At 51.3% G+C, this 26995-nt stretch carries 22 protein-coding genes and 1 pseudogene; 12 read left to right on the plus strand and 11 right to left on the minus strand.

Going from position 1 to position 26995, the window contains the following annotated elements; genetic code table 11:
• Window positions 1–23 precede the first annotated feature (23 nt).
• Window positions 24–1418, plus strand: a complete 1395-nt coding sequence (locus FVB43_RS08120) for an MFS transporter (protein WP_159336471.1) — start codon at window positions 24–26, stop codon at window positions 1416–1418.
• Window positions 1419–1441: 23 nt separating this feature from the next.
• Window positions 1442–3028: a carbohydrate porin gene (locus FVB43_RS08125; protein WP_167863757.1), complete on the plus strand. Its 1587-nt coding sequence runs from the start codon at window positions 1442–1444 to the stop codon at window positions 3026–3028.
• A gap of 40 nt (window positions 3029–3068) precedes the next feature.
• Here the strand turns inward: FVB43_RS08125 and FVB43_RS08130 are convergent, their stop codons facing one another.
• The 4 genes from FVB43_RS08130 to FVB43_RS08145 all read right to left on the minus strand — a co-directional run bounded on the left by FVB43_RS08130 (window position 3069) and on the right by FVB43_RS08145 (window position 8598).
• On the minus strand, window positions 3069–4544 hold the full coding sequence (locus tag FVB43_RS08130) for a sugar porter family MFS transporter (RefSeq protein WP_133841748.1): 1476 nt from the start codon (window positions 4542–4544) through the stop codon (window positions 3069–3071).
• Window positions 4545–5072: 528 nt separating this feature from the next.
• The gene (gene malI, locus FVB43_RS08135; protein WP_133841749.1) at window positions 5073–6089 is read right to left on the minus strand and encodes a Mal regulon transcriptional regulator MalI; all 1017 of its coding nucleotides are present in this window, start codon (window positions 6087–6089) and stop codon (window positions 5073–5075) included.
• 59 nt (window positions 6090–6148) lie between these two features.
• The gene (locus tag FVB43_RS08140) at window positions 6149–7648 is read right to left on the minus strand and encodes a PTS transporter subunit EIIC (RefSeq protein WP_133841750.1); all 1500 of its coding nucleotides are present in this window, start codon (window positions 7646–7648) and stop codon (window positions 6149–6151) included.
• Window positions 7649–7866: 218 nt separating this feature from the next.
• Complete coding sequence (locus FVB43_RS08145) at window positions 7867–8598, minus strand: YoaK family protein (RefSeq protein ID WP_133841751.1); 732 nt, start codon at window positions 8596–8598, stop codon at window positions 7867–7869.
• 370 nt (window positions 8599–8968) lie between these two features.
• On the opposite strand from FVB43_RS08145, the gene FVB43_RS08150 reads away from it, so the two are divergent.
• From FVB43_RS08150 to FVB43_RS08195, 10 genes are all read left to right on the plus strand, one after another.
• Window positions 8969–10192 carry an HD-GYP domain-containing protein gene (locus FVB43_RS08150; protein ID WP_133841752.1) on the plus strand — a complete coding sequence of 408 codons (1224 nt, stop codon included), beginning with the start codon at window positions 8969–8971 and terminating at the stop codon, window positions 10190–10192.
• A gap of 185 nt (window positions 10193–10377) precedes the next feature.
• A complete protein-coding gene (gene otsB, locus FVB43_RS08155; RefSeq protein ID WP_167863758.1) occupies window positions 10378–11157 on the plus strand; it encodes a trehalose-phosphatase in 780 nt (259 codons plus the stop codon).
• A gap of 4 nt (window positions 11158–11161) precedes the next feature.
• Entirely contained in the window at window positions 11162–12592 is a 1431-nt protein-coding gene (gene otsA / locus FVB43_RS08160; protein ID WP_167863759.1) for an alpha,alpha-trehalose-phosphate synthase, read from the plus strand.
• 965 nt (window positions 12593–13557) lie between these two features.
• Window positions 13558–13911: a flagellar transcriptional regulator FlhD gene (flhD, locus tag FVB43_RS08165; RefSeq protein ID WP_133841755.1), complete on the plus strand. Its 354-nt coding sequence runs from the start codon at window positions 13558–13560 to the stop codon at window positions 13909–13911.
• Entirely contained in the window at window positions 13911–14489 is a 579-nt protein-coding gene (gene flhC / locus FVB43_RS08170; protein ID WP_133841756.1) for a flagellar transcriptional regulator FlhC, read from the plus strand. The genes flhD and flhC overlap by 1 nt, the downstream gene beginning before the upstream one ends.
• 130 nt (window positions 14490–14619) lie before the next feature.
• Window positions 14620–15504 carry a flagellar motor stator protein MotA gene (gene motA / locus FVB43_RS08175; RefSeq protein ID WP_133841757.1) on the plus strand — a complete coding sequence of 295 codons (885 nt, stop codon included), beginning with the start codon at window positions 14620–14622 and terminating at the stop codon, window positions 15502–15504.
• On the plus strand, window positions 15501–16532 hold the full coding sequence (gene motB / locus FVB43_RS08180) for a flagellar motor protein MotB (RefSeq protein WP_133841758.1): 1032 nt from the start codon (window positions 15501–15503) through the stop codon (window positions 16530–16532). Before motA ends, motB begins: the two co-directional genes overlap by 4 nt.
• A gap of 10 nt (window positions 16533–16542) precedes the next feature.
• Window positions 16543–18549, plus strand: coding sequence for a chemotaxis protein CheA (gene cheA, locus FVB43_RS08185; RefSeq protein WP_133842137.1), 2007 nt, complete (start codon window positions 16543–16545; stop codon window positions 18547–18549).
• 24 nt (window positions 18550–18573) lie between these two features.
• On the plus strand, window positions 18574–19071 hold the full coding sequence (gene cheW / locus FVB43_RS08190) for a chemotaxis protein CheW (RefSeq protein ID WP_133841759.1): 498 nt from the start codon (window positions 18574–18576) through the stop codon (window positions 19069–19071).
• Between the two features lie 143 nt (window positions 19072–19214).
• Window positions 19215–20885: a methyl-accepting chemotaxis protein gene (locus tag FVB43_RS08195; protein WP_133841760.1), complete on the plus strand. Its 1671-nt coding sequence runs from the start codon at window positions 19215–19217 to the stop codon at window positions 20883–20885.
• A gap of 70 nt (window positions 20886–20955) precedes the next feature.
• Here the strand turns inward: FVB43_RS08195 and FVB43_RS24580 are convergent.
• The 7 genes and pseudogenes from FVB43_RS24580 to rfbA all read right to left on the minus strand — a co-directional run.
• Window positions 20956–21105 (minus strand): annotated as a pseudogene (locus tag FVB43_RS24580) (IS5/IS1182 family transposase); the annotation flags it as partial.
• A 39-nt stretch (window positions 21106–21144) separates the two neighbouring features.
• Window positions 21145–21660, minus strand: a complete 516-nt coding sequence (locus FVB43_RS08200) for a hypothetical protein (RefSeq protein ID WP_159336473.1) — start codon at window positions 21658–21660, stop codon at window positions 21145–21147.
• Between the two features lie 83 nt (window positions 21661–21743).
• On the minus strand, window positions 21744–23201 hold the full coding sequence (gene wbaP / locus FVB43_RS08205) for an undecaprenyl-phosphate galactose phosphotransferase WbaP (protein WP_167863760.1): 1458 nt from the start codon (window positions 23199–23201) through the stop codon (window positions 21744–21746).
• A gap of 66 nt (window positions 23202–23267) precedes the next feature.
• Window positions 23268–24749 (minus strand): lipopolysaccharide biosynthesis protein, encoded by a 1482-nt coding sequence (locus tag FVB43_RS08210; RefSeq protein ID WP_167863761.1) that lies wholly within the window; start codon window positions 24747–24749, stop codon window positions 23268–23270.
• On the minus strand, window positions 24746–25594 hold the full coding sequence (gene rfbD, locus FVB43_RS08215) for a dTDP-4-dehydrorhamnose reductase (protein ID WP_159336476.1): 849 nt from the start codon (window positions 25592–25594) through the stop codon (window positions 24746–24748). The genes FVB43_RS08210 and rfbD overlap by 4 nt, the downstream gene beginning before the upstream one ends.
• Entirely contained in the window at window positions 25591–26127 is a 537-nt protein-coding gene (gene rfbC / locus FVB43_RS08220) for a dTDP-4-dehydrorhamnose 3,5-epimerase (RefSeq protein WP_159336477.1), read from the minus strand. Before rfbC ends, rfbD begins: the two co-directional genes overlap by 4 nt.
• On the minus strand, window positions 26114–26995 hold the full coding sequence (gene rfbA / locus FVB43_RS08225) for a glucose-1-phosphate thymidylyltransferase RfbA (RefSeq protein WP_167863762.1): 882 nt from the start codon (window positions 26993–26995) through the stop codon (window positions 26114–26116). Before rfbA ends, rfbC begins: the two co-directional genes overlap by 14 nt.

A 26995-nucleotide genomic window follows, 5' to 3' on the forward strand; every position in this document is an offset into this window, starting at 1 on the left:
CCTATAAATTCTGAGAGATGATTATGCCAACTTCACTTTTTGCTCTATGGCGTCAGCGGCTGGGCTACGGGGTAGCCGATCTATCCTGTAACCTGGTCTGGCAGTTAATTTCGTTGTACCTGATGTTTTTCTATACCGATATTATGGGGTTGCCTGCTTATTACGCCGGGCTGATGTTCCTGGTGACGCGGCTGGTGGATGGCGTCGCCGATGTGCTGATGGGGCTGGTGATTGATAATACGACGACCCGCTGGGGACGTTGTCGCCCCTATTTATTGCTGGGGGCGATCCCGTTCGGGCTGCTGTGTATGCTGGCCTTTTATTCGCCGGAGCTCTCCACGACCGGGCGTTTATTCTATGCCTTCGTCACCTATCTGTGTCTGTCATTCCTTTATACGTTCGTGAATATTCCCTACAGCGCAATGCTGCCGTTTATCACCAGTGACTCCCGGGAGCGCACCACGCTGTCGGCGGTGCGCATTGTGATGGGATCGCTGGGATCCACGCTGGTCGCGGTGCTGACGTTGCCGCTGGTGAAAAGCCTCGGGCAGGGGGATCAGGCGCAGGGTTTTCTGTATACGGCGATGATTTTTGGCGGCATTGCGGCCTTTTTCCTGCTGCTCAGTTTTCGCAGCGTGGAGGAGCGAATTCAGGTTCAACAGGAGCGTATGACGCTACCGCGTGCCTGGCAGGGGCTGAAAAGTAACCGACCGTGGGCGGTATTTGCCGTGAATATCTTCCTGATGTGGGGGGCGTTCTTCTTCCAGACCGGGGCGCTGGTCTATTTCTTTAACTACTACGTGGGGGACGTCAATATCACGGCAGTGGCTGCCGGGATCTCCACGTTTGTACCGTTGCTGGGGACGTTGACCGTGCCGTTACTCGCTGCGCGGATGAAAAAATGTCACGTCTATCTGCTGTCCAGTGCCATCAATGTACTGGGAATGCTGGTGATGATCGTGGCAGATACGCATGTCACGGGTCTGCTGATGGGGGCCACCATCCTCTCCATTGGCGCCGGGCAGCGAACCGCTATCTACTTCTCCATGCAGGCCGATCCGGTGGATTACGGTGAATGGAAAACCGGGATTAATACCGCCGGGATACTCACCTCCGTGAACGGCTTCCTCGGCAAAGTGGCGATGGCGGGCGCCGGAGCGATAACGGGTATCCTGTTGTCACTGGGTGGCTACCATGCCAACCATGCGCAGAGCACAGAGGCGCTGCTGGCGATTAAAACCTGCTATCTGTATATCCCGCTGGTGCTGATTATTCTGTCGATGATCTGGATGGGGAAATATTACCGACTGGACAACGACTACGAGAATATCCGCGCGGAATTAGCGCGCCGTAAAGCCTCGTCTGCCACTGAGACCTCACCTTCAGACCCGGATTCGCTGCCAACCCCGCAGCACTGATCACCTTCAAACAGGAACGGATAATGCGTAAAAGTCCTCTTTACGTGGCGCTCTGCTGCGCGCTATTGAGCTGCCCGATGGCCCAAGGCGCCACAGGATTGACCATAGAACAACGCCTGGCACTGCTGGAGCAGCGGCTGGAAAAAACGGAAGCAGAGGCCAGCAGTGCACGCCTCAGCGCGCAGCAGGCGAGTGAAAAAATGGCCCAGGCTGAGGCGCGCGCCGTGCGTGCAGAGCGTCAGCTGGCAGCGGCACAGCCGGCAGCATCGCCTGCTGCCCCAGCGGTAGCGGCCACTGAGAAAGACAATGGGTTTGAGTTTTCCGGCTATGCCCGTTCCGGCGCATTGCTGAGCGGCAGCGGACGCGGTGCTCACGGTGGGCCGGGAGTTTCTCCCGCCAGTTCTATCGGCGGCGACGCGCATATTGGCCGTCTGGGCAACGAGAAAGACAACTATGTTGAGCTGAGTTTCATTAAGAACCTGACGTTTAACGATGGCTCCTGGGCCAGATTTAAAACCATGCTGGCCGACGGCGCGAATAATCCCGATCCGTGGGTACAGGATAATGACAGCCACCATCTGAATATTCGTCAGCTGTATGTGGAAATGGGTAGCCTTGCCGATTTCGGTGGCCCGCTAAAAAATGCCACGCTGTGGGCCGGTAAACGCTTCGATCGCGATAATTTCGATATCCACTTTACCGACAGCGATATTGTCTTTCTGGGGGGCACGGGCGGTGGGATAAATGACGTGCAGTGGACGCCGGGCTTCCACAGTAATTTCTCACTGTATGCGCGTAATTTTGGCGATCTCGGCAGCGACCGTTACAACGACAACGATGTGCAGAACGTGATGCTGACGGCCAACAACTACTGGGGCAATCTGCAATGGATGCTGACGGGAATGAGTGCGCAAGGCAACGATGACCTGCAAGACAACACCTCGACCACCGGCAGCTATGCCACCCGCAGCGATAACACGGCCAAAAATGGTGCCTATACCATGCTGGCCTGGCATGATAAACAGCGTTTTTATGGTCTGCTGCCCGGCACATCAGAGAGTGCGTTGCAATATGGTCGCGGCCTGGGGGCTGAAGCACGGCAACCGGGAAGTGATGGAGATTTGACGCGTAATGCACAGTCTCTGCGCTTCGCCTCTTACGGTATTGTGCCGCTGAGTGAACGCTGGGAACTGGCACCGTCAGTGATTGCCCAGCACAGTGAAGACCGTTATCGCGAGGGGGATCGCTATGACTGGGCAACGTTCAATCTGCGTGCTTCACAGGCTATCAGCCGCAACGTTGCGCTGCTGTATGAAGCGTCCTGGCAGTATATGGATCTCGACCCTAATGGCAGAAGCTATCGCAGTGATGGCGCGCTGAATCAATACCAGGCTGTGAAAGGGGACTTTTACAAGCTGACGTTTGCCCCGACCTTTAAGGTTGGGGAGGTGTTTGATATTAAGGCGCGGCCGGAAATCCGTTTCTTCGTGACGTATATGAACTGGTCGAAGGATCTGGATCGGTATGCAGTGAATGATGATTTTGGCAGCGCCGGATTTAGTGCAGGAGGGAACTGGAGTTTTGGCGTGCAGAGTGAAATCTGGTTCTGAGTGAGGCTGGCGGTCCGCAGAATGCGGACCGCCAGGGTAATCAGTGCCCCATCGGGACATTAAACGACTCGGTGTTTTTATCACCTGCCTTAGTGCCCAGCAGTTCTGATTCATCCACGTTGACATTGAACTGTTTCAGGACCAGACCGTGAATTTTCTCCAGCGACACGCCAGCCGTCTCTGGCAGATAGCGGAAGGTAAAGAAGTACATACCCAGCGAGAAAATCGCGAACAGCAGCAGCGGGAAGCCACCGTGGAACACGTCCAGCAAGAAGGCGTTACTGTTTAAAATCGGGAAGGTGGTGCTGATGATAAAGTTAGCCATCGACATCATGCAGATGGAGATACCGACGCACACCGAACGGATTTCCGTCGGGAAAATCTCACCCAGCACGGTCCAGACGATCTGGCCCCATGAAATACCGAAGAACACCATGTAAGCGAACAGGCCGACCACGGCCAGCAGGCCAGGCAACTGATAATAGAAGGCGACAAACGAGTAGGTCAGAAACACGCTGGAGGCGATGGCACCCATCAGCAGCAGCTTGCGGCGTCCCACCCGGTCAATCAATGACATCCCGATCAACACCCCGACCAGTTGACAAACGGACAGCCAGAAGGTCACCAGCAGCGCACTGTCGGTGCTGGACGAGACGTTTTTCAGCAGGGACGGGCCAAAGTACTGGATCACGTTAATACCGCTAATCTGATTACCAATGGCCAGACCGATACCGATCACCAGTAAAGGCACCGTGGTTTTATCAAGACGGAATTTGGTTTTATGCTGATTCGCTGCCTGGTGGCTGAAGGAGCGTTTGATCTCACTAAACACGGTTTCAGCATGTTCTTTATTCGAGATTTTAGTCAGTGTGTCCAGGGCGGCTTTATCGCGTCCTTTCAGCACGTTCCAGCGCGGTGACTCAGGAATAAACAGAATGCAGAACAGGAACAGCGCGCAGGGGATCAGCGCCGTGGCGAGGATGTAGCGCCAGCCCATATCGATCATCGCTTCCGGCGCCATGGATTTATTAATAAAGAAGTTGGTTAACAGCACGACGGACTGGCCGCCAACACAGCAGACAGCGTAGAGCGCTGAGGTGCGTCCGCGAAACTTTGACGGTGACAGCTCGGCCAGATAGATAGGGGAGATCACCGATGCCAGCCCAATCGCCAGCCCGCCCAGCATGCGCATAATCACGAAGGTAGTGAAGTTGTGCGCCACCACGGTGCCTGCCACCGACACGGTGAAGATAAAGGCGGTGATCGCCAGTGAGTTTTTGCGGCCCAGCTTATCGCTGAGTTTAGGGGCGATGAAACAACCGATCAGGCTGCCGAGCAGAATGTTTGACACCGCCCAGCCGGTTTCGCTGGGGGAGAGTTGGAAATAGTCACTCAGTGGTTCGATAGCACCGGAGATCACCGAGGAGTCATACCCCAAAAGCAGCCCACCAAATGCCGCCACCGTGCAACAGAGCATTACGTACTTCATATTATAACGCGTTTGCCTGGTATCCATTTTTTAACCCTTTTCAAAGCTGGCCACAGAGCGGCCTGTCACGATGGGACTGCGATTCCCATCTCGTTTTATTTGTTAACTCAGTGGAATGTATGTTCTATTCGGTACGTATTGAATTGAATATTTCGAAATCTGTGAGCGGGTTAAAACTATTTAAGCGATTGTTGCACTGAGCGGTGATTTTGGTGTGAGATAAACAGGTTTCATTACCCCTGGTTATGAAATGGTGGCGGGTGAAAAGTAAAAACTGAATTTAATCAGTGATATGAAAAATGGCGTTGGATGGGTATTATGACAAAATCGGCGCGTTGGGGAGGGGGTAAACCGTTTTTTTTCAGTGGAAATACGATCAAAACGGCCCATTTAACGGATTGAATTTTTCAAATAAGGGTTTTTTTCGTACTGCATGGAATTTACATTCTAATTGTTGATCTAAGCCGGTATGGATCCCGAGGGCGGTTAGTGTGCTCTCAATGACCATGGAAAAATATCGGCAAGCGGGTGAATACAGGACAGGGGTAGGCGCGATCAGCCGGATTCTCTGAGCACCAGTTCGCCCGAAACGACAATACGCTGAGGCGGCAGGTCGCTTTGCTGGATTTTACGCAGGATCAGCGCAGCGGCCTGTCGGCCTGTTTCATCACTGGCAGAAGAGACGTAAGTAAAGGAGGGGGAGCTGAGGTTAATCTGCAACATATCTTCAAAGCCTAGCAGCGACACCTGCTGAGTCAGAAATACATCTTTCCCGACGGTACGACCCACCTGATGGATGCCGTTCAGGCAGCCAATAATGGCATGTGATGAGTGGCACAGCAGGGCGGTGATCTTATTATTGCTTTCCAGCAAGCGCCGGGTGGCCAGGCGGGCCGCATTCGTCTCTTCCAGGCAGGAAGGCGTCAATTCTTCTTTATAAGGTAAGCCGTAATGCTGCAACGCCATGCGGTAACCGGCCAGACGCTGAGCGCGGATCTGACAGCGCTCTTCCCCGCCAATATACGCAATATTACGATGCCCACGCTCAATCAGATAGCGTGTGGCCTGGGCCGCGGCCTGGCGGTTGTCCCGCATCACCAGATCGTACTGACCTTCGATCATTGCCTGAGAAACGGTGACCAGCGGCAGTGAGCAGTGGCGAATGGGACCCGGTAAGGTGAGCCGCGTGGCATCATTCGTGAGATAAATAACACCTGCCACCCCCTGGCGGCTGAAGGACAACAGACACTGGACCAGGCGATCTTCATCATCCTGAGGATGAGCAAGAAACACCATATAACCCTGCTGCTCCAGCGCCTGTACAATGCTGGTGATCACCTTAAGGTTAAAGGTATCACTAAAGTCACGCACGATCAGACCAATCAGATTTGAGGTATTAGAGCGCAGGTTAGCGGCGGCAACGTTATGTACGTAGCCCAGTTCAGTGATGGCCTCTTTTACCTTTTCAATGGTTTGCGCTGAAATCTTCCCTTTTTGACGGAGTACCAGCGACACCGTGGAGACGGAAACTCCCGCCAGTTTTGCCACATCAATGATGCTGACCTTCTTCATTGCAATCCTTGTAAAAAACGCGTCTCCCGTAGCATACAGGAGACGACGATTTGTGCCAGTTACCGCCCGGTCAGCTGCGTCATTTGCTGAGCGATAAACTGCGCCCGGGCACCAAAGATAACCTGAATGCCGTTATCCCCGACGAACACCACGCCGCGTGCGCCCAGATGATACAGCCCGTCTTTATCAACCAGTTCGCTGTCTTCAACTTCCAGTCGCAGTCGTGTGATACAGGCACCCACGCTGCCAATATTTTTGTTGCCTCCCAGCAGACCGACGATCTCTGTCGCCAGCTCGATATCGCTTTTATCTCCGGCGTTAGCGGTGATATCGGCGCGGCCCGGTGTTTTAACGTCCAGACGGCGGATAACAAAACGGAACACCACGTAGTAGATCACTGCCATCGGCACACCGACGATCACGGCGCTGAGGAAGTTGGTCTGGAAGCCATTAAAGGAAGGCAGAATACCGAATGAGATATAGTCAATCAGCCCGGCCGAGAACGATTTGGCGATATGTGCGTGCAGCAGGTACATACACATATAAGAAAGGCCCGCCATAACGGCGTTAAACACATAGAGGATCGGGGCGACGAAGATAAAGGTAAATTCTACCGGTTCGGTAATGCCGGTCAGGAAGCAGGTCAGGGCGGCAGAGAACAGAATACCGGCGGCAATTTTTTTGTTTTTGGTATTCGCTTCATGGTACATCGCCAGACAGGCGGCGGGCAGAGCGAACAGCATCAGCGGGAATTCCCCCTGCATAAACTTACCGGCGTTCTGATAGCTGTCGCTGCTAAAGGACTTGGTGCCTTCTTCCAGCATCTTGAACCAGATGGTCTGATCGCCGTGGATAAGCTGCCCGGCCTGGGTGGTGTAGTCCCCAAAGGAGTACCAGAAAGACGGATACCAGATATGGTGCAGTCCCAGTGGGATCAGCGCACGCTCAACCAGACCAAAGATAAAGGTCGACAGCGCCTGATTATCCCCATTGACCACAATCGACAGGGCATCAATGCCCGCCTGGATATGTTGCCAGATATACGGCAAGACCAGGCCGAGCAGGAAAGAGAGGAACGCGGTGGCGATAGCGACAAAACGCTTGCCGGAGAAGAAACCGAGAAATTCAGGCAGTTGTAAGGTGTGAAAACGGTTGAAGCACCATGCCGCGAGGACGCCGCATATCAGGCCGCCGAACACCCCCATCTGTAATGTCGGGATGCCGATCACCATCGCGTACTTACCGCCACTGGCGGCCATTTCCGGTGTAATGTGCATCACGGTACCAATCGTCATATTGGTAATCAGCACGGAAACGGTGGCGGCCAGCGCCGCGATACCGGATTCAGAAGCCAGACCGACAGCCGAACCGACCGCAAACAGTAGCGGTAAGTTATCGAAGATGACCCCACCGGCATTCATCATCAGCGGCAGATGGAATTTATCCCCGAAGGCCAGTAACAACCCTGCTGCGGGCAGCAGTGAAATGGGCAGCATCAGCGCGCGGCCTATCATCGACAGTTTTGAAAGCGATTTAACGAACCCGGTAAAAAAACGCATGGTGTCTCCTGCTGGGACAGAGTTTTAAGTATGAGTGTGCGTAATTAAAATCAGTAGAACGTTTTAGTAGAACGTTCTACCTATAGTTATGTAGTGTGTTTATTTCCGCAACGAAAATGTCACACCGGGTCAGATCAAATTGTTATTTTATGACGCAGCTCTGAAAGCTGCTGCGTCAGGCAGGAGGCAAAAGGACATTATCAGGAAAGGAAACGGCGTTAGCGTCGGGCCATCTGTACAGCGATGGCAATCGAACTGAGGGCGATCACCACCAGAAAGCCCCCCACCGCAATCATTGAACTAAAGCCAAACTGGTTAAATAGCAGCAAGCCGGCGATGCCGCCCGACAGGAATGAGAGGATGGTGATCAGGTGGGTAATAAACTGTTTGCGCTGAACGTTGACCTCTTTTGACGGGTCGCGACGAAACAGGGTTGCCAGCAAAGAACCCAGCGCAATGCCAGCGTCCGTCAGCGTGCCGGTGATATGCGTTGAGCGCACACGGCCATTTGATAGCTGCGTAGAGGTGGCGTTGTGGATCCCCATTAAAAAGCCGAGAAACACCAGCACCTCACGGTTATTGCCGGAAGAGTAGAACAACAGTTCAAACGCCGACATCATCATCAACAATACCCCTTCAGTCAGCAGGATAAGGCTGAAGATGGTGCGGATATTATTTCTGATACCGACGATCACCATCATGCGGGCGGTGACGCAGCCGGTCACAAAAGCAGTAATGATGGCGAGGAGAAAGGTCAGGTCGCGGATATCAACGCGGGAGATTTCAGTCGAGAGCTGGGAGGTGTTACCGGACATGTGCGAAGGGAAGACGCCGAACGCGCCCAGTGCCATGGCATTGAGTAGCCCGGCGCTGGTGGCCAGCACCAGGGCCAGATAGCGGTCTTCCGTGTGACGGCGTTCACGCTTTCGTTTGATCATCATGTTTAACATTATCGCCCCTTATTCTGCATGCTGGCGCTTCAGTCTGACTGATGGCCGGGTAATTAAGGCAATGTAGCGCATTGGTGTGGAATGTGTTGGCAGGATGAACCCGCTGCCTGATATTCCAGACAGGTCTGATGCTGATTCTGTGGTTACCCATACTTAGTTCAATTTCTGTCAATAAAACCCCGGTATTTTGGTGGAAGAATCCTATTCTTAATTCTGCACTCTCGCACAGGGCGATCGGCTGTGAGCAGGGACACATCTGGCGTAATCTCCGGTAAAATTCCCGCTGATTTGTCCGCCAGCCCTGCAGATTTTTTGTTGATCTGCCGATAGTAATGAAGGAATGGAATTCACATTGTCAGGGGGAGGCCGGATGATCATCAGTATTGCGGTGAATGAACTGCAAACGGGGATGTATTTATACAAGCTGGATGTGTTCTGGCTTAAGCACCCGTTGGTACATAATGAGATGCTGCTGTCTGACGCCGTACACATCCATGCCATCCAGCAAAGCGATGTTCGTGAGGTGTGGATCGATCTGTCCCGTGGCCGAGGCCCTGAGGTGAAAATCCGCGAAGGGGCACCGTTGACACAACCGATTGCAGAGGTTCCCGCTGTTTACGAACCGCAGTCTGTTGCTGAAGATGCCGTCGTGACGATGCAGAGTGAAATGGCACAGGCAAATAAAATCTGCCTCGCGGCAAAAGGCCCGGTGATGGCGATGTTCAGCGATGCGCGGTTGGGTAAAACCATTGATGCTGAGAGTACCGTCCCGCTGGTGAATGATATCGCCGGATCGCTCAACCGCCATCCGGCGGCATTGCTCAGCGTGGTGCGTCTGAAATCCCATGATGATTACACGTATCTTCACTCCGTGGCTGTCTGTGCACTGATGCTGTCGCTGGCATCACAGCTGGAGCTGGACGAGGCGCAGGCGAAACGCGCCGGGATGGCGGGGCTGCTGCATGATGTGGGCAAAGCGGCGATACCGCTGGCGATCCTCAACAAACCTGGCAAGCTGACGGATGAAGAGTTCGATATCATGAAATTCCATCCGGTGGCGGGGGCGGAGATCCTGCGTCTGAGCGGAGCCGATGACGATTTGCAGGATGTGGCATTACACCATCACGAGAAAGTGAATGGCAGCGGTTATCCGCACGGGCTGCGCGCCAATGGCATCTCGTTGTTATCGCGTATGGCGGCCATCTGTGATGTCTACGATGCCGTCACTTCCGAACGTCCTTATAAAGCAGGCTGGAACCCGGCCAGTGCGATGCACCAGATGGCGAACTGGCCTGGGCACTTCGACCGCAAACTGCTGTATGCCTTTGTCAAAGCGGTGGGCATCTATCCCGTTGGCTCACTGGTGCGCCTGTCGTCAGGGCGTCTTGGGGTGGTGATTGAACCCGGAGACCATTCGCTGCTGCAACCCAAAGTCTGCGTTTTCTTCTCACTGAATAGTGGAAAACGACTGACGCCGCACGTCATTGATCTGGCCAGTCTGCACTGTGAAGACAACATCGTGGGACCCGAAGAGGTAAACCGCTGGCCGGAGTTAGATGTGAATTCTCTGTGGCAGCAGCCTGTTAGCGCCTGATTTCTGGCGGGATCTGGAAACCCCGCTATACTTTAGTCTGATGTTGTCTGCACTGAGGGCCGACGCATGAGATTTCCTGCCCTCGACCACGTCTGACGACAGGTCCCGTTTACCCCGTTCGTCAGGCTACGCTGTCCCCCTCATTGTCAGCAGCATCTTCTGAAACCCTAACTCAGGAGGAATGTGTGACAACGCAAACAGATTTCGTTCCCCCACTCCAGGCAGATACCCGCTACGCCTTTTTCTTTGATGTGGACGGCACCCTGGCAGCGATTAAGCCGCGGCCCGATGAGGTTTCTATTCCGGCGCAGGCGCTGGACGATCTCAAACGGCTGGCACATCGCTGCGAGGGGGCCGTGGCACTGATCTCCGGTCGGCCAATTGATCAACTGGATGCGCTGGCGTCTCCGCTCGTGTTGCCGATGGCTGGCGTACACGGCGCGGAACGACGTGACAGCGAAGGGCATATCACGCGCATCTCTCTCGACCCCGACACCGTCAGGACGCTCAATCGTGAACTGACCTCGGCGCTCGCCGCACTGCCAGGCACCACGCTGGAAAGTAAAGGCATGGCGTTTGCCCTGCACTATCGTCAGGCAGCAGAGCATCAGCATGCGGTGGAACAGTTGGCGGAAGCCTGTGTTGCGCGCTTCCCGGAACTGGTGCAGCAACCCGGCAAGTGTGTGGTGGAGCTGAAACCCCGGGGCGTAAACAAAGGCGCCGCCATTGATGATTTTATGCAGCAGCCTCCGTTCGCCGGGCGTGTCCCGGTGTTTCTCGGAGATGATTTGACCGATGAGGCAGGGTTTACCACGGTCAATGCCCTGGACGGCATTTCCATTAAAGTCGGTGCCGGCCCCAGCAACGCGCGGGGACATCTCAGTGATGTTGCTGCCGTTTATGTCTGGCTGGAACAGGCACGATTAAAACTAGATGAAGACGTTTTAACGTCAGAAAGGAGTTAAGGTTATGAGTCGCTTAGTTGTTGTATCTAACCGTATTGCCATCCCGGATGGCAGTAAGGCCAGTGCAGGGGGGCTCACCGTCGGGATTGTCGATGCGCTGAAATCCACAGGAGGCGTCTGGTATGGCTGGAATGGAGACATTAATGAAATCGGTGAGGATGATGACGAACTCAACATGCTTGAGCAGGATGGCATCACTTATGCCTCCTTTGGTCTGAACCAGAACGATTATGACCTTTATTACCTTCAGTTCTCGAATGCCGTACTGTGGCCTGCCTTTCATTACCGCCTTGACCTGGTGAATTTCCAGCGCGAAGCGTGGGAGGGTTATCGTCGCGTGAACATTCAGCTGGCGCAGCGTTTAAAGCCGCTATTGAAAGAAGACGATGTGCTGTGGATCCATGATTACCATCTGCTGCCGTTTGCCGCTGAGCTGCGTAAGCTGGGCATTAATAATCGCATTGGTTTCTTCCTGCATATCCCGTTCCCAACGCCGGAAATCTTCAACGCGCTGCCCCCTCATGCCGATTTGCTGGAGATGATGTGCGATTACGATCTGCTGGGCTTCCAGACAGAAAGCGACCGCATCGCGTTTCTGGAGTGTGTGTCACTGCTGACTCCGCTGTCCACCCAGGGGAAATCGCATCGTGCGTTTGGTAACCGGTTCTCCACCGAAGTTTATCCGATAGGGATTGAGCCAGACAGTATCAAAGAGATGGCTGAAGGCCCGCTACCACCGAAAATGGTGGCCATGAAAAAAGATTTAGGTGATGCGCAGAACATCATTGCCTGTGAGCGGCTCGACTATTCGAAAGGATTGCCGGAGCGTTTTCTCGCCTATGAGGCGCTGCTGGAAAACTACCCACAGCATCATGGGAAAATCCGCTACTCACAGATTGCGCCGACTTCGCGCGGTGATGTGCAGGCCTATCAGGACATTCGCCACCAGCTGGAAACGGAAGCAGGGCGCATCAATGGTAAGTATGGCACGCTGGGCTGGACGCCTCTCTACTACCTGAACCAGCATTTTGACCGCCGACTGCTGATGAAGATATTCCGTCTGACGGATATCGGCCTCGTGACGCCGTTGCGTGATGGCATGAATCTGGTGGCGAAAGAGTATGTGGCGGCACAGGACCCGGATGATCCCGGCGTGCTGGTGCTGTCACGCTTCGCCGGGGCGGCCAATGAACTCACATCAGCCCTGATCGTCAATCCTTACGATCGGGATGAGGTTGCTGCCGCACTGAATCAGGCGATGACCATGTCGCGGACGGAGCGAATATCGCGCTACAACGACATGATGACTGTACTGCGCCAAAACGACATCACCCACTGGCGTGAGAGCTACCTGAAAGATCTGCGGGCGTTGCCGCAGGAAGGGCGGGTGCAGGAAAAGGAGAGTAATGTGGCCGCCTTTCCCAAACTCGCCTGATAAGACGGTCCAGCCTAAATAAGAACGGTTCGTAACAGGGGGCGATGCCCCCTGATTTTATGGCCCCCCGCTTAACCATTCCCGATCACCACATCGCTATTTATGCGGTTAATTGTGGAAAAAACACCCATCCGGCCCATAGAAACTAAAAAAAATCCACTTTTCACTAAAGAAAGTTGGTCTTTTGTCGATACTCATAGGGTAATTCCTAAAACTCCCGCCAAAACATTCATATCACTTATGTAACGCTTGTTTACATCTGCTGTCACAGGCTGAACGTAAGAGGTTGACTGCTTACAAAGCATTATCACTTCCTGTAAAAAACCTGCGCTATGTCACATTTTTGACTTCATGTAGCTGTCAGATACTCACCGTGAGTAACTAACCATACTCGTCTGCTTCACTGTCTTTTCTGGCATTAAATCCTGTTTATTTTATTTATTGCGAGATTAATGCTCGGTGTTTGCCGCTTCGTCTCAGCCGGTTCGCTTTAATATACCAATTAGTCCGCTTTTGGACTGGTGATGGTTACTCACGGTGTGAAATTTACAAAAAATGACCGAAATGGTTAGTTAGTGAGCTAATCAACAGTATTGCTGATGGGTTTTTGGGAAGTATTTGCCTTAAAAATGTGATCTACGTCACACTTTATCTAAAATTCGGCTGGCTTCTCGTTGTATCCCACGAATAGAGGGGATAGAGTTGCCTTGTTTTCGGAATAGTCTTAAAAGAATGTAACAAGAAGTCACGGACGGGGTCAGGGAAGAGAGGGCTCAGGAAAGGCCACTGGCAAAATGAATTCATGATTATTTCCTGGCTTGGTTTGCCGAAAAACAAGACAGCTTATTTATACGTTTGGCGTTTGCCACTAAATTTTTTGCCATCTTTAGATTTACCAACCAGCAACCATGGTAGCGGCCTCAGCCGCACACGTTAAAAGTAGTGTCAGTCAGGATGGAAAAAAAATGGGTACATCAGAATTACTCAAACATATTTACGACATCAACTTGTCATATTTATTGCTCGCACAACGTTTAATTAACCAGGAAAAAGCTTCAGCAATGTTCCGTCTGGGCATCGATGAGCCAATGGCCGATGCGCTTGCAGGATTAACATTGCCCGAAATGGTTAAGCTGGCCGAAACCAATCAATTGGTGTGTCAGTTCCGTTTCAACGATCACAAGTCAATCAGCCGTCTCACTCAGGAATCTCGCGTGGACGACTTACAACAGATCCATACAGGCATCTTGTTATCTAGTCGTTTATTACGTGATGTCTCGAAAGATGATGAGACACCGAAAAAGAGAGTGGCGAGCTAATGGCTGAGAAAAGTATTGTTCAGGAAGCGCGCGATATTCAGCTGGCGATGGAACTCATCACTCTGGGTGCACGCTTACAAATGTTAGAAAGCGAAACGCAGCTGAGTCGCGGTCGCTTAATTAAGTTGTATAAAGAGTTGCGCGGTAGCCCACCGCCAAAAGGCATGCTGCCGTTTTCTACCGATTGGTTCATGACCTGGGAGCAGAATATCCATGCTTCCATGTTTTGTAATGCCTGGCAGTTTATGGTGAAAAGCGGGTTGTGTACGGGTGTGGAAGCGGTGATCAAAGCTTACCGTCTCTATCTCGAACAGTGCCCGCAACAGGACGAGGGCCCGCTGTTGGCGCTGACACGCGCCTGGACCCTGGTCCGGTTTGTTGAAAGTGGCATGCTGGAATTAACCGGTTGCAAATGCTGCGGCGGAAGCTTTATTAACCATGCGCATCAGCCCGTGGGTAGCTTCACTTGCAGCCTGTGCCAACCGCCATCTCGAGCGGTAAAAAGACGTAAACTTATCGCAGAAGTTGCCGATAACAATTCACAACTGCTGGATGAACAGGTTAAACAAGCCGTTTAATAGTGTTCGCCACGTGGAGTGAATCCAGCAGCGGTCTTTGACCGCTGCTTTTTTTTTGCCCCACGTCTGGTGTTCCCCCTGTTTATTCTGGCTCCCTTCCACCCACACGTTTGCAGCGTAAGGATTATTTGTGCTGATTATATTGGGTTACATCCTTGTCCTCGGGTCGGTGTTAGGCGGCTTCGCAATGGTTGGCGGCCATCTTGGCGCATTATACCAACCCTCAGAAGTGCTGATTATTGTCGGTTCCGGTGTCGGTGCGTTTATCGTTGGTAACAACGGTAAGGCGATTAAAGCGACATTGAAATCGCTACCGTTGCTGATGCGTGGCGCGAAATACAATAAAGCCGTTTATATGGATTTGATGGCGCTGCTGTATCGCCTGATGGCTAAATCGCGCCAGCAGGGGATGCTGTCGCTGGAGCGCGATATCGAAAATCCGCAGGAAAGTGAGATTTTTGCTAATTACCCGCGCATTCTTGCCGATAAAAGATTAGTGGATTTTATTACCGACTATTTACGCCTGATGGTCAGCGGCAATATGAATGCCTTTGAGATCGAAGCGTTGATGGACGAAGAGATTGAAACCTACGAACACGAGTGTGATGTCCCGGCAACGGCACTGGCGACGATGGGTGACTCACTTCCGGCATTCGGTATCGTTGCAGCGGTAATGGGGGTTATTCATACCCTGGCTTCTGCAGACCGACCTGCGGCGGAACTGGGTGCGCTGATCGCCAACGCGATGGTGGGAACCTTCCTCGGTATTTTGTTAGCGTACGGTTTTATCTCTCCACTGGCGGGTGTATTACGCCAGAAGTGTGCAGAGAACACCAAGATGATGCAGTGCATTAAAGTCACGCTGCTTTCCAGCCTCAACGGTTATGCCCCGCAGATTGCGGTGGAGTTTGGTCGTAAGACGTTGTACTCAACCGACCGACCGTCGTTTACCGAGCTGGAAGAGCATGTGCGTAATGCTAAATCCAATAAGCAGACTTCGGACCAAGACGCATGAAGCATAACAATCACCCCATTGTGCTGGTAAAGCGGAAAAAGTCGAATAAGCATGCCGGCTCGCACGGTTCATGGAAAATCGCCTACGCCGACTTTATGACGGCAATGATGGCCTTTTTTATGGTGATGTGGCTGATTTCAATCTCGAGTCCTCAACAATTGATTCAGATTGCCGATTACTTTAAAACGCCGCTGAAAGTGGCGTTAACCGGCGGGCAGCGCAGCAGCGATAGCTCAAGCCCGATTCCTGGCGGTGGCCAGGACCCGACGGAAAAAATCGGTGAAGTCCATAAAGTGGTGGATATGGATGCGCAGAAACGCAAGCTGGAAGAGATTCGTCTGAACCGCCTGCGGGAGAAGCTGGACCAGCTGATTGAAGCTGACCCGCGACTGCGTGCTCTGCGTCCGCACCTGATTATTAACATGGTGGAAGAGGGGCTGCGTATTCAGATCATCGACAGCCAGAATCGACCCATGTTTAAAACCGGTAGCGCTGAGGTTGAACCTTATATGCGCGATATTTTGCGCGCTATTGCCCCGATTCTGAATGATATTCCGAACCGGATCAGCCTGGCGGGCCATACCGATGATTTCCAGTATGCCGGGGGCGACCGTGGCTACAGTAACTGGGAACTCTCTGCCGACCGCGCCAATGCATCACGGCGTGAGCTGGTACTGGGAGGACTGGACGGTGGCAAGATGCTGCGCGTGGTGGGCATGTCTGACACCATGAAACTAAAGAATCGCGGCGGAAACGATTCGGTGAATCGACGTATCAGTCTGCTGGTGTTAAATCATGACACCGAAACGCAGATCGAGCGTGAAAACGCCGAAAGTGATGCGGTGCAGATTAACGATGCAAGTAGCCTTAAAGAGATAGCGGCGCCGGAAGTTCCTTCCACAGCCACCAAAAACCAAGACCCTCAACACCCACAGGCTGAGTCTGTCAGTACCCAGGCGCCGGTAACTTCGTTACCTGCTGCTCCGGCACCGACGACCCAGACCGATCGCGACTCACAGCCGAGGTGATACCGTGAGCATGGATATCAGCGACTTTTACCAGACGTTCTTTGATGAAGCCGACGAATTGTTGGCGGACATGGAACAACACCTGTTGGGTCTTGACCCGCAGGAACCAGATTCGGAACAGCTTAATGCTATCTTCCGGGCTGCCCATTCGATTAAAGGCGGGGCGGGTACTTTTGGTTTCACTGTTTTACAGGAAACCACGCATATTCTGGAAAATATTCTCGACGGTGCGCGCCGCGGCGAAATGCAGCTCAGTACCGATATCATCAACCTGTTTTTGGAAACCAAAGATATTATGCAGGAACAGCTAGATGCGTATAAAACCGCCTCGGAACCCGACGCCGCGACGTTTGCATACATTTGTCAGGCCTTACGTCAGCTCGCGCTGGAAGCCAAAGGCGAAGCACCGGTCACCGACATCGCACCTGTTGCAGCGGGCGGTACGCCTTCCGTAGTGGCCAGCGGTCTGCGCATTAAACTGACCGGGTTGAAAACCAACGAAGCCGATCTGATGCTGGAAGAGCTGGGTAACCTGGGCACGGTTTCCGATGCGGTAAAAGGTGATGATTCACTGGAAGCCACACTCGACTCCTCTGTTGGTAAAGACGATATCGTTGCCGTGTTGTGCTTCGTTATCGACGAGTCGCAGATCCACTTCCCGCAGGCTGATGTGGTGGATATTGCCAGCGCCATGACGGAAGCGCCTGTGGTTGAGGCCGTGGCGGATGCTGAAGCTGACGTCGCTGCAGAGCCTGAACTGGCCAGTGTCAGCGACATTGTGCAGTTGAAGCGTGAGCCGGCGAAAAAAGTCGCTAATCCAAAAGTTAACGAATCCACCAGTATCCGTGTGGCGGTAGAGAAGGTCGATCAGTTGATCAACCTGGTTGGCGAACTGGTGATTACCCAGTCAATGCTGGCCCAGCGCTCCGGTGAACTTGACCCGGTTAACCACGGCGACCTGCTCAACAGCATGGGGCAGTTGGAACGTAACGCCCGTGACTTGCAAGAGTCGGTGATGTCGATTCGTATGATGCCGATGGAATACGTCTTCAGCCGCTTCCCACGCCTGGTGCGTGACCTGGCCAGTAAGCTGGGTAAAGAAGTTGAACTGACCCTGATGGGCAGCTCGACCGAACTGGATAAGAGCCTGATCGAACGTATCATTGACCCGTTAACGCACCTGGTGCGTAACAGCCTTGACCACGGTATCGAAACCCCTGACAAACGCCAGGCGGTAGGCAAACATGCGATCGGTAACCTGACGCTGTCTGCGGAACATCAGGGCGGCAACATCTGCATCGAAGTCACCGATGATGGTGCCGGTCTCAACCGTGAACGTATTCTGGCGAAAGCCTTGTCTTCTGGCCTGCCGGTCAGCGAATCCATGAGCGACGAAGAAGTCGGCATGCTGATCTTCGCCCCAGGCTTCTCAACCGCTGAGCAGGTGACGGATGTTTCCGGCCGTGGCGTTGGTATGGACGTGGTGAAACGTAATATCCAGGAAATGGGTGGACACGTTGAAATTTCGTCTAAACAGGGCAAGGGCACCACAATCCGTATCCTGCTGCCACTGACGCTGGCTATCCTCGATGGGATGTCAGTGCGCGTGGCGAACGAAGTGTTTATCCTGCCGCTGAATGCGGTCATGGAATCACTGCAACCGCTGGCAGACGACCTGAAAGCACTGGCAGGCGGCGAACGCGTGCTGGAAGTGCGTGGCGAGTATCTGCCACTGGTTGAGCTGTGGAACGTCTTTGAGGTCCAGGGGGCCAAAACCGAAGCCACGCAGGGGATTGTTGTCATCCTGCAAAGCGCCGGAAAACGTTACGCGCTGCTGGTTGATCAACTGATTGGTCAGCACCAGGTGGTAGTGAAAAACCTGGAAAGCAACTATCGCAAAGTGCCGGGCATCTCTGCTGCCACCATCCTTGGCGATGGCAGTGTAGCGCTGATCGTCGATGTCTCAGCACTGCAGTCTCTGAACCGTGAAAAGCGTGTGGCGGGAGCCGCAGCCTGACAATAACTGATTAAGGGTAGAATTATGACTGGAATGGCCACTGTCACTAAACTCGCCGGCGAAACCGTGGGTCAGGAGTTCCTGGTGTTTACGCTGGGTGACGAAGAGTACGGAATTGATATCCTGAAAGTTCAGGAAATCCGTGGGTACGACCAGGTGACGCGTATCGCCAACACCCCGGCGTTTATTAAAGGTGTGACTAACCTGCGTGGCGTTATTGTTCCGATTATCGATCTGCGCATCAAGTTCGCGCAGCCCGATGTCGAGTACAACGACAATACCGTGGTGATCGTTCTGAATCTGGAACAGCGCGTGGTGGGTATCGTCGTTGACGGCGTGTCTGACGTGCTGTCTCTGACGCAGGACCAAATTCGTCCTTCCCCGGAATTCGCGGTCACCATGTCGACAGAGTATCTGACAGGTCTGGGTGCACTGGGTGAGCGTATGCTGATTCTGGTCGACATCGAGAAGCTGTTAAGCAGTGAAGAGATGGCGCTGATGGATACGCTGCGTAGCGCGTAATAGCGTGTTTTTCCGCGTGTTATAAAAAGAGGCGAATCGGTGATTCGCCTCTTTTAGTTACTAAACTCCCAGCAACATAAAGATCCCCGCCTGGTAACCGATACATCCACTGTTATTCCATTTATTTCACCAAGGGTTCACTTATGTTCACGCGTATTAAAGTCGTCACCAGCCTGATTCTGGTGCTATTTATCTTCGGATTTTTACAACTGGCGGCGGGCGGCTTGTTTATCAACGCGCTCACACACGACAAAAATAGTTTTGCGGTTTCTCAAACGGCGAATGATAACGTCTCATTATTTACCGATGCGTGGGTCACGCTAAACCAGACACGTATCACCCTGAACCGCGGGATGTTGCGCATTCAGAGTGAAGCGGCGAACAGCGGCAGCAGCGCCTCTCTGTCTACGCTCAGTGCGCAGGCAAAACAGCAGCTGGTTACCGCACAACAATCTTATGATGCCTTCCTGGCGACGCCCGCAACACCAGGTGTGGATGTTGATCTGACCGAACGTCTTAAGCAGCGCTACAGCGATTACGTCACTGCGCTTGTCGCGATGACGCAGCAGATGGAAAACAAACAGCTGGATGCGATGTTCAAACAGAACATTGAAAAGAAGCAGATTGCCATGCAGGCGGTATATACCGAATGGCGTAAGGTGCAGAACCAGCTGAGCGCACAGGGTGCCGTGCAGAACCAGGAAGCCTATGAGCATATGCTGTGGACCATCGCCGCCGTGATGGCGCTGGTGATCGCACTGATTGTGCTGTGCTGGTTTGGTCTGCGTAATATTTTGATTCGTCCGTTGCAGGCGACGATTGCCCACATCCGCAGTATCGCATCGGGCGATCTGACGCAGAAAATTGTGTCAGAAGGGCGCAATGAGATGGCCCAGCTGGCGTCCAGTCTGCATGATATGCAGCAGTCGCTGGTGAAAACGGTCAGCGTGGTGCGTGACGGTTCTGATGCTATTTACACCGGTGCCAGCGAAATCGCTGCCGGAAACAATGACCTGTCATCGCGCACTGAGCAGCAGGCCTCCGCGTTGCAGGAAACGGCGGCCAGCATGGAGCAGTTGACGGCGACCGTGAAACAGAATGCCGAGAACGCCCGTCAGGCCTCTCAGCTGGCGCTCAGCGCATCAGAAACCGCGCAGAAGGGCGGTAAAGTGGTGGACGGCGTGGTGAAAACCATGAATGACATCGCCGGCAGTTCGAAGAAGATTGCCGACATTATTAGCGTGATTGACGGTATTGCCTTCCAGACCAATATCCTTGCACTGAACGCGGCAGTGGAAGCGGCACGTGCCGGTGAACAGGGCCGTGGTTTTGCCGTGGTGGCAGGAGAAGTGCGTAATCTGGCCCAGCGCAGTGCGCAGGCAGCGAAAGAAATTAAAGGGCTGATTGAAGATTCTGTTTCTCGGGTGGACAGCGGCTCTGCGCTGGTGGGTACCGCCGGGGAAACCATGACGGATATCGTCAATGCAGTGAGCCGTGTGACTGACATTATGGGTGAGATTGCCTCAGCCAGTGATGAACAGAGTCGCGGTATTGATCAGGTCGGCACGGCAGTGACAGAGATGGATCGTGTGACGCAGCAGAACGCCGCACTGGTGGAAGAGTCTGCTTCGGCGGCGGCCTCACTGGAAGATCAGGCCAGCCGTCTGACGCAGGCTGTTGCCGTGTTCCGTATTGCCCGTCAGGGCAGTGTGGCACCGGCACCGTTGAAGCGACCGGCATTGAAGGGCACTCCAGCGCGCAAGGCACCTGCCGTAGCCGCACCTGTGTCTGATTCAAACTGGGAAACGTTCTGATTTTACCGGGGTGATTTTTCGATTGCCCCGTGCTGGCCGACCGAAACAGAGGGTCGGCCACTCCCCGTCAGACGCGACGCTTTTCCTTACGGTGTTTTTTCACCTTCCACTCACCCTCACCGAAAAGTGTTAAGCCATTGGAGTCGATAACCCGATGTGCAATTTCACCGTGCGTGGTTTTTTTGCACTGTATGCTGACGGAGCTGGCCCGCCTGATTACGCTCAACAGTTAGATTTATTCAACCCAGACTCCGGTTGTTCATGCAGCCAGTCTGTGATGGTTGATTAATACATTCAAGGTAAGATAGAACAGGTTTCTTCTTTTCTCGAAGAAAATCCAGGTCAGTTGCGACTTAATCTCTTTCAATCTTTTCATGCTGATGAATAGTGACTGGCAAATAGCTTCATCATCAAAATGGCGAAGAATAAGAAGAAAAACACGCATTCTGATACTGTCATTATTTTTTTTCAATGGTTTAATTTTTTTAAATAATTTGTTTTTTTTGAAGAAGGTAAATACATCCTGGCTGCGAACATCCAGCGCAAAAAATGGCACATTACATATTGATTGAAAAATAAAAACCTCCAATTCATTATTGAAAATAAGAACGATATTTTTCATGCTTAAATGGTTATTTTTTTTGGTTAATGCCAGTAAGAAATACTGAGCATCGCAAATAAAATAGCTGCTATTTTTAATAAGGTTTTCATGAGATAAGTTTTTTATCGCATGCATAATAAATTTATTTTGCAGTTGGGTGACAATTCTGGTCATTTGCTATCACATAAACCTCATAGATTGAGTGGAAATGTCGATTGGGTAATAAAGATGAGCGTTTTTTTAGCGCTGTCTGGTTATTAATAAGCACCGTCACGTTTTAGCACCACAGCGACCGTCTTAAACAAAATCACGATGTCATGCCACAGTGACCAGTTTTTGACATACCACGAATCTAAATAAACACGTATTTCGTAGTCAACGTCATTGCGACCGCTGACCTGCCATAATCCCGTCATCCCGGGTTTTGCCATCAGGTAATAGTCAACATCACCGGCATAACGACTGAGTTCATCTTCAACCACCGGGCGCGGGCCTACGAGGCTCATCTCGCCCCGCACCACGTTCCACAACTGTGGCAGCTCATCCAGGCTGGTTCTGCGGATGAATTGACCCACTTTAGTAATACGAGGATCGTTCTTGATTTTGAAATCCTTATCCCATTCGGCGCGGGCTACCGGGTCAGTGCGCAGCACTTCTGCCAGCACCTCTTTAGAATTAATCACCATAGACCGGAATTTCAGACACTTAAACTTGCGCCCATTAATGCCCACACGCTCGTGACCGTAAATTGGCAGGCCGCCGTCGCGTGCGACCATAAAGCCTAGCAACAGCAATACCGGTAACAGCAAAATGATGATTCCGAGGGCACCAACGATATCGAAGGTACGTTTCAGACAGCGTGATGTCCGCTTCGCCAGGTTGTTTTTAACCCGCAGAATCATCACCTCATGGCTGAAAATATAAGCCATGTTGGTACCATAAAGTGGGACGCCGCGTAAGGAAGGAATAACCGATACGGATTGGCAGTTTTGCGTTGCCAGCATTTTCAGCCAGAGATCACGGTGCTGGCTCTGCTCAAACTCCACCGCCACGATGAACTGGGTCTCGCTGTCCGTCAGCCGCCACAGCTCCTGCTCATAATGCAGTACCGGTATGCCGTTGATACTGGCTTGTGGGCTGCTGCCGTCGACATCGTAGAAGGCGATGATATCCAGCCCCAGTACATTTTCACTCTGTAATGCCTGCGAGGCTTCCTTGGCATTTTTGTTACTACCAATGATAATTGTCTGCTTTTTCCACAGTCCAAAATGGTTCAGTAAACGTCGGGAAATCGCACGACCTAAAGGGACCATGACCAGGGTAAGTAGCCAAGTTAAGAGCCAGACAGAATGGGACATTTGCCACTGTGAGAGTGCGGTAATGGACAGATCGATCACTGAAAAAATAAGAATGGTGCGGAAAATCTCTTTCAACTCAAACCAGAAGGGTTTTCTGTAGGTGAAATGATTCAAGCGCATCCAGAACCAACCAATACAAGCCACGGATAAAACAATATGTGTGGCGATATGTATCTGAAAATTGGTTGTGGAAATAGCAGAAAGACTGAGCAGTGAATGTGAACTAATTAATTGCAGAGTGATAAATAATGCCGCATTGAAAAAAACAAGATCCGAAAATATGAGTGTGAATTTATTAATTGTGTTTTTATAAGAAATGTTGGCGCTAATATTTACGTGATGCGGCAGTGTATTCATGAGAATAAACCTAATTAATGAAGAAGTTGATATTTATAAGGGTGATTTTGTTTAATGGCTGTGTGTCTATTTATCAATAGATCGCTTGTGTCGATTAGTGGATAAAAATCCGTCTGCTCGTGTGACTACTTTTCCATATATGAATTTTCTCGAACCTTTTGATATGGCAAGAAGACAAAGAAAATAAAATAAAAGGTTGCTGAAAAAAATCAATATCAGAGGTGATATCTCTTTTATCTCCCTATTAGGAAGTTGGTGGTCGATAAGCAACATAAAGAAAATCATGCTCATCACAGAGATTGCAATTGGATATGTTTTAAAAAACAAGGTGGATATATCACCGCCAATGATTTTCATCAGACAGTACATGACAGGGGCGAAATTAAGCACGTTTGCAATTAAGTAAAACTTAGCAAATGTGTTAATGTCAAACTGAACGCCAAGGATAAAAGCAGTCAACTGGAGAAATGCCCCTAATATACCCAGGCGCATCAATATGTCGGTTCTTCCTTTTGCCATAAATACCGAACCTGTGGTGCTCAAAACCGACTGTATAATGGCTGTGGGTGCCAGCCATTTGAGAATTTCAGCCGTTTTTAGCCATTGTTCACCAAAAAAAGTAGCGATCAATGGGAAACTGTAAAATCCTATAATTGTCATTAGCGGTGAAGTTAACGCAAGAATAACAAAAACAGTATTGATATAAGTGTTAAGAATTTTCCCATTTTCATCCTGATATTTGCTTAAAATAGGATAAAGCGAACGAGTGGCGACAAAGGTCAGGCTCTGTAAGGGGAAAAGCATGATGCGGTAGGCCAGATTATATTGGCCCAAAATTGCTGCTGACATAAATTTCCCTATAATGAAACTGTCAGCATTACGCGAAAAATAGTTGATCAGGTTGAATAAAGAGAGATGTGTGCTGAACGAAAAAATCTCTTTAATATCACGCAATTGGATGAGCCGTTTGACGGAAGGTCTCCAGTGGGAAACCACCCAGAACTGCACGGCAGACATCAGATTCAACGTAATGGCCTGAGCAACCAGGCTAAACACGCCATAACCAAGGTTGGCCATTGTAACCGCGACAACCACTGACACCAGCGCCGATGTCACTTCGATCCTGGCGATGCTTTTGAAGCGCGAATCCCTTTCCAGTAAGGCGAGATGCGTCGCGGCACAACTGGATAACGGGAACGTCACGGCAAGCATCATCAGTATCGTAGTCAGTTCAGGATGCCCGTACAGCATAGCCAATGGCTTAGCCAGTAGCGTGATAACCCCGCATAAGACAACACCGAGTGTCACATTAAGCCAGAAAATGGAGTTGATCAAATCGTGGCTGAGTGATTTCTTTTGAATAATTGCCGCTGATGTTCCGAGATCCCTGAGCAGAATCCCGAGGTTGATCACCACCACTGCCATGACCATGATGCCGTATTGATCCGGTGGAATGATTTTGGCCAGATAAATAAGATTGACCGCCTGGACAAATATCTTAAAAAATTGTGACAGGGCATTCCACTTTGCATTAGACAAAAGGCTCATCTAAAAATCACCCTTCTCAATGATTCATCAAAGGTCGACGGATGATAAAAAGGAGCTATCTTATGAGTGTCTAAAACGGAATAGAGTGGCCTGACCGCTTGAAATGGATATTCAGATGTGGCGATAGGCACCAACTCCGGACAGGTGTTCAGGAGTTCATTCTTGGCGGCCATGTCAATAATCTGCCTGGCAAAATCGTACCAGCTCATCATCGTACTTCCCGAAAAATGATATATCCCGCCGGGAGCCTGTGCTTTGAGCAGCATGATGATGGCCATGGCAATATCGCGTGCATCGGTTGGACAACCAAGCTGATCACCGACTACTCGCAGAATTTTCCTTGTGGCGGCTAACCGCAGCATGGTTTTGACGAAATTATTACCATACTCACTGAAAACCCAAGAGGTTCGTAACACAATGGCTTCAGGCTGACGCAACAACACGGCAGCTTCTCCCTCTAGTTTCGTCTTGCCATAGACGTTGAGCGGGGCGGTCTTGTCGTCTTCAAGATAAGGACGCTGTGACTTGCCATCAAAAACATAGTCGGTAGAGACATGGACTAATCTTGCACCAATACTATTGGCACCACGCGCGAGATTCTCTGGTCCTGTACGATTCACGGCATTGGCTAAAAACTGCTGTGACTCAGCTTGATCAACCTGGGTATAACCTGCCGCATTGACAACGAAATTGGGTTTTAATGCACGGATGATAGCTTCGACTTTTCTGCCATTAGTAATATCCAGCTCAGCAGAACTCAGACTATAAATTTTCCAGCTCTCAGGGGCGCAGTCTGAAAAACACCGCCCCAGTTGTCCTTTGGCACCTGTTAGCAGAACTTTCATTTTCTGTACCCCTTTAGCGACTGACCATTTTGATCTTTAAGAGAGAGCAACGGAGTGTCTTCTGGCCAGGTAATATTGATCTCAGGGTCATTCCATAGCAGGCACTCTTCATGCTCCGGGAAATAATAGTCGGTGCATTTATATTCAAAATCTGCAATGTCAGATAACACCAGAAAGCCGTGTGCAAAGCCTGGTGGGATCCAAAACTGCGTATGATTATCTTCTGACAGTAGCACCCCATGCCAACCACCATAAGTGGCTGAGCCCTGTCGGAGGTCAACAGCAACATCAAAAACCGCCCCACGAACTACGCGAACCAATTTACCCTGTGGTCGCTGGGACTGAATATGTAAGCCACGCAGCACCGACTTTGATGAACGGGAATGGTTGTCCTGGACAAAATCAAGGTCAATTTCCAGCATTTTTTGGTAACGATCCCTCTCAAAGGTTTCAAGAAAAAATCCTCGCGGATCGCCAAACACACTCGGTTGGATTATTTTCAGGCCGGGAAGGTCAGTGTTAGTAACTTTCATCAATCGCCTCCGTCAATAAGGATAGATATCGGCCGTATTGGGTTTTTTGCAGTTTTCTTGCCTGTTCTGCAACCTGCTCCTTATTGAGCCATCCTTTGCGATAACCTATCTCTTCCAGACAGGCGACTTTGAAGCGTTGGCGTTGTTCAATGGTATGAATGAACTGTGATGCTTCAAGCAGGCTTTCATGTGTTCCGGTATCAAGCCAGGCAAAACCACGGCCAAGTAATTCCACCGTCAGATTCCCCTGATCCAGGTACATTTGGTTGAGGGTGGTAATTTCTAATTCTCCCCGAACGGACGGGCGTACCCGTTTTGCCATCTCGACAACCTGATGGTCATAGAAATAGAGTCCGGTTATTGCCCAATTTGATTTTGGGTTTTCTGGTTTCTCTTCAATTGATATTGCACGCTGATTTTTATCAAACTCGACGACACCAAAACGTTGAGGATCCATTACTTCATAACCGAACACGGTCGCTCCTTGTTCCCGAGCCACCACGTGTTCCAGTTTACGGCCGAAACTTTCGCCAAAATAGATGTTATCACCCAGAACCAAAGCACAGCGCTCACCTGCAATAAACTCCTCACCAATAATAAATGCCTGGGCAAGGCCATCTGGGCTGGGCTGGATGGCATAGGTAAACGACACGCCAAACTGACTCCCCGTTCCTAATAAACGTTTAAAACCAGGCATGTCTTCAGGGGTGGAAATAATAAGAATGTCTCTGATGCCTGCAAGCATCAATACCGAGATAGGGTAATAAACCATAGGCTTATCGTAAATTGGCATCAGTTGTTTTGATGCTCCTTGGGTTAATGGATATAAACGCGTCCCTGAACCACCTGCCAGTACAATACCTTTCAT

Origin of the sequence: Erwinia rhapontici, from assembly GCF_012271765.1 — a bacterium.
GTDB classification, from domain to species: Bacteria; Pseudomonadota; Gammaproteobacteria; order Enterobacterales; family Enterobacteriaceae; genus Erwinia; species Erwinia rhapontici.

Coding starts and splice junctions, on each gene's coding strand:
- FVB43_RS08120 (WP_159336471.1), top strand. CDS start 24: ATGCCAACTTCACTTTTTGCTCTATGGCGTCAGCGGCTGGGCTACGGG.
- FVB43_RS08125 (WP_167863757.1), top strand. CDS start 1,442: ATGCGTAAAAGTCCTCTTTACGTGGCGCTCTGCTGCGCGCTATTGAGC.
- FVB43_RS08130 (WP_133841748.1), bottom strand. CDS start 4,544: ATGGATACCAGGCAAACGCGTTATAATATGAAGTACGTAATGCTCTGT.
- malI (WP_133841749.1), bottom strand. CDS start 6,089: ATGAAGAAGGTCAGCATCATTGATGTGGCAAAACTGGCGGGAGTTTCC.
- FVB43_RS08140 (WP_133841750.1), bottom strand. CDS start 7,648: ATGCGTTTTTTTACCGGGTTCGTTAAATCGCTTTCAAAACTGTCGATG.
- FVB43_RS08145 (WP_133841751.1), bottom strand. CDS start 8,598: ATGTTAAACATGATGATCAAACGAAAGCGTGAACGCCGTCACACGGAA.
- FVB43_RS08150 (WP_133841752.1), top strand. CDS start 8,969: ATGATCATCAGTATTGCGGTGAATGAACTGCAAACGGGGATGTATTTA.
- otsA (WP_167863759.1), top strand. CDS start 11,162: ATGAGTCGCTTAGTTGTTGTATCTAACCGTATTGCCATCCCGGATGGC.
- flhD (WP_133841755.1), top strand. CDS start 13,558: ATGGGTACATCAGAATTACTCAAACATATTTACGACATCAACTTGTCA.
- flhC (WP_133841756.1), top strand. CDS start 13,911: ATGGCTGAGAAAAGTATTGTTCAGGAAGCGCGCGATATTCAGCTGGCG.
- motB (WP_133841758.1), top strand. CDS start 15,501: ATGAAGCATAACAATCACCCCATTGTGCTGGTAAAGCGGAAAAAGTCG.
- cheA (WP_133842137.1), top strand. CDS start 16,543: ATGGATATCAGCGACTTTTACCAGACGTTCTTTGATGAAGCCGACGAA.
- cheW (WP_133841759.1), top strand. CDS start 18,574: ATGACTGGAATGGCCACTGTCACTAAACTCGCCGGCGAAACCGTGGGT.
- FVB43_RS08195 (WP_133841760.1), top strand. CDS start 19,215: ATGTTCACGCGTATTAAAGTCGTCACCAGCCTGATTCTGGTGCTATTT.
- FVB43_RS08200 (WP_159336473.1), bottom strand. CDS start 21,660: ATGACCAGAATTGTCACCCAACTGCAAAATAAATTTATTATGCATGCG.
- wbaP (WP_167863760.1), bottom strand. CDS start 23,201: ATGAATACACTGCCGCATCACGTAAATATTAGCGCCAACATTTCTTAT.
- FVB43_RS08210 (WP_167863761.1), bottom strand. CDS start 24,749: ATGAGCCTTTTGTCTAATGCAAAGTGGAATGCCCTGTCACAATTTTTT.
- rfbD (WP_159336476.1), bottom strand. CDS start 25,594: ATGAAAGTTCTGCTAACAGGTGCCAAAGGACAACTGGGGCGGTGTTTT.
- rfbC (WP_159336477.1), bottom strand. CDS start 26,127: ATGAAAGTTACTAACACTGACCTTCCCGGCCTGAAAATAATCCAACCG.
- rfbA (WP_167863762.1), bottom strand. CDS start 26,995: ATGAAAGGTATTGTACTGGCAGGTGGTTCAGGGACGCGTTTATATCCA.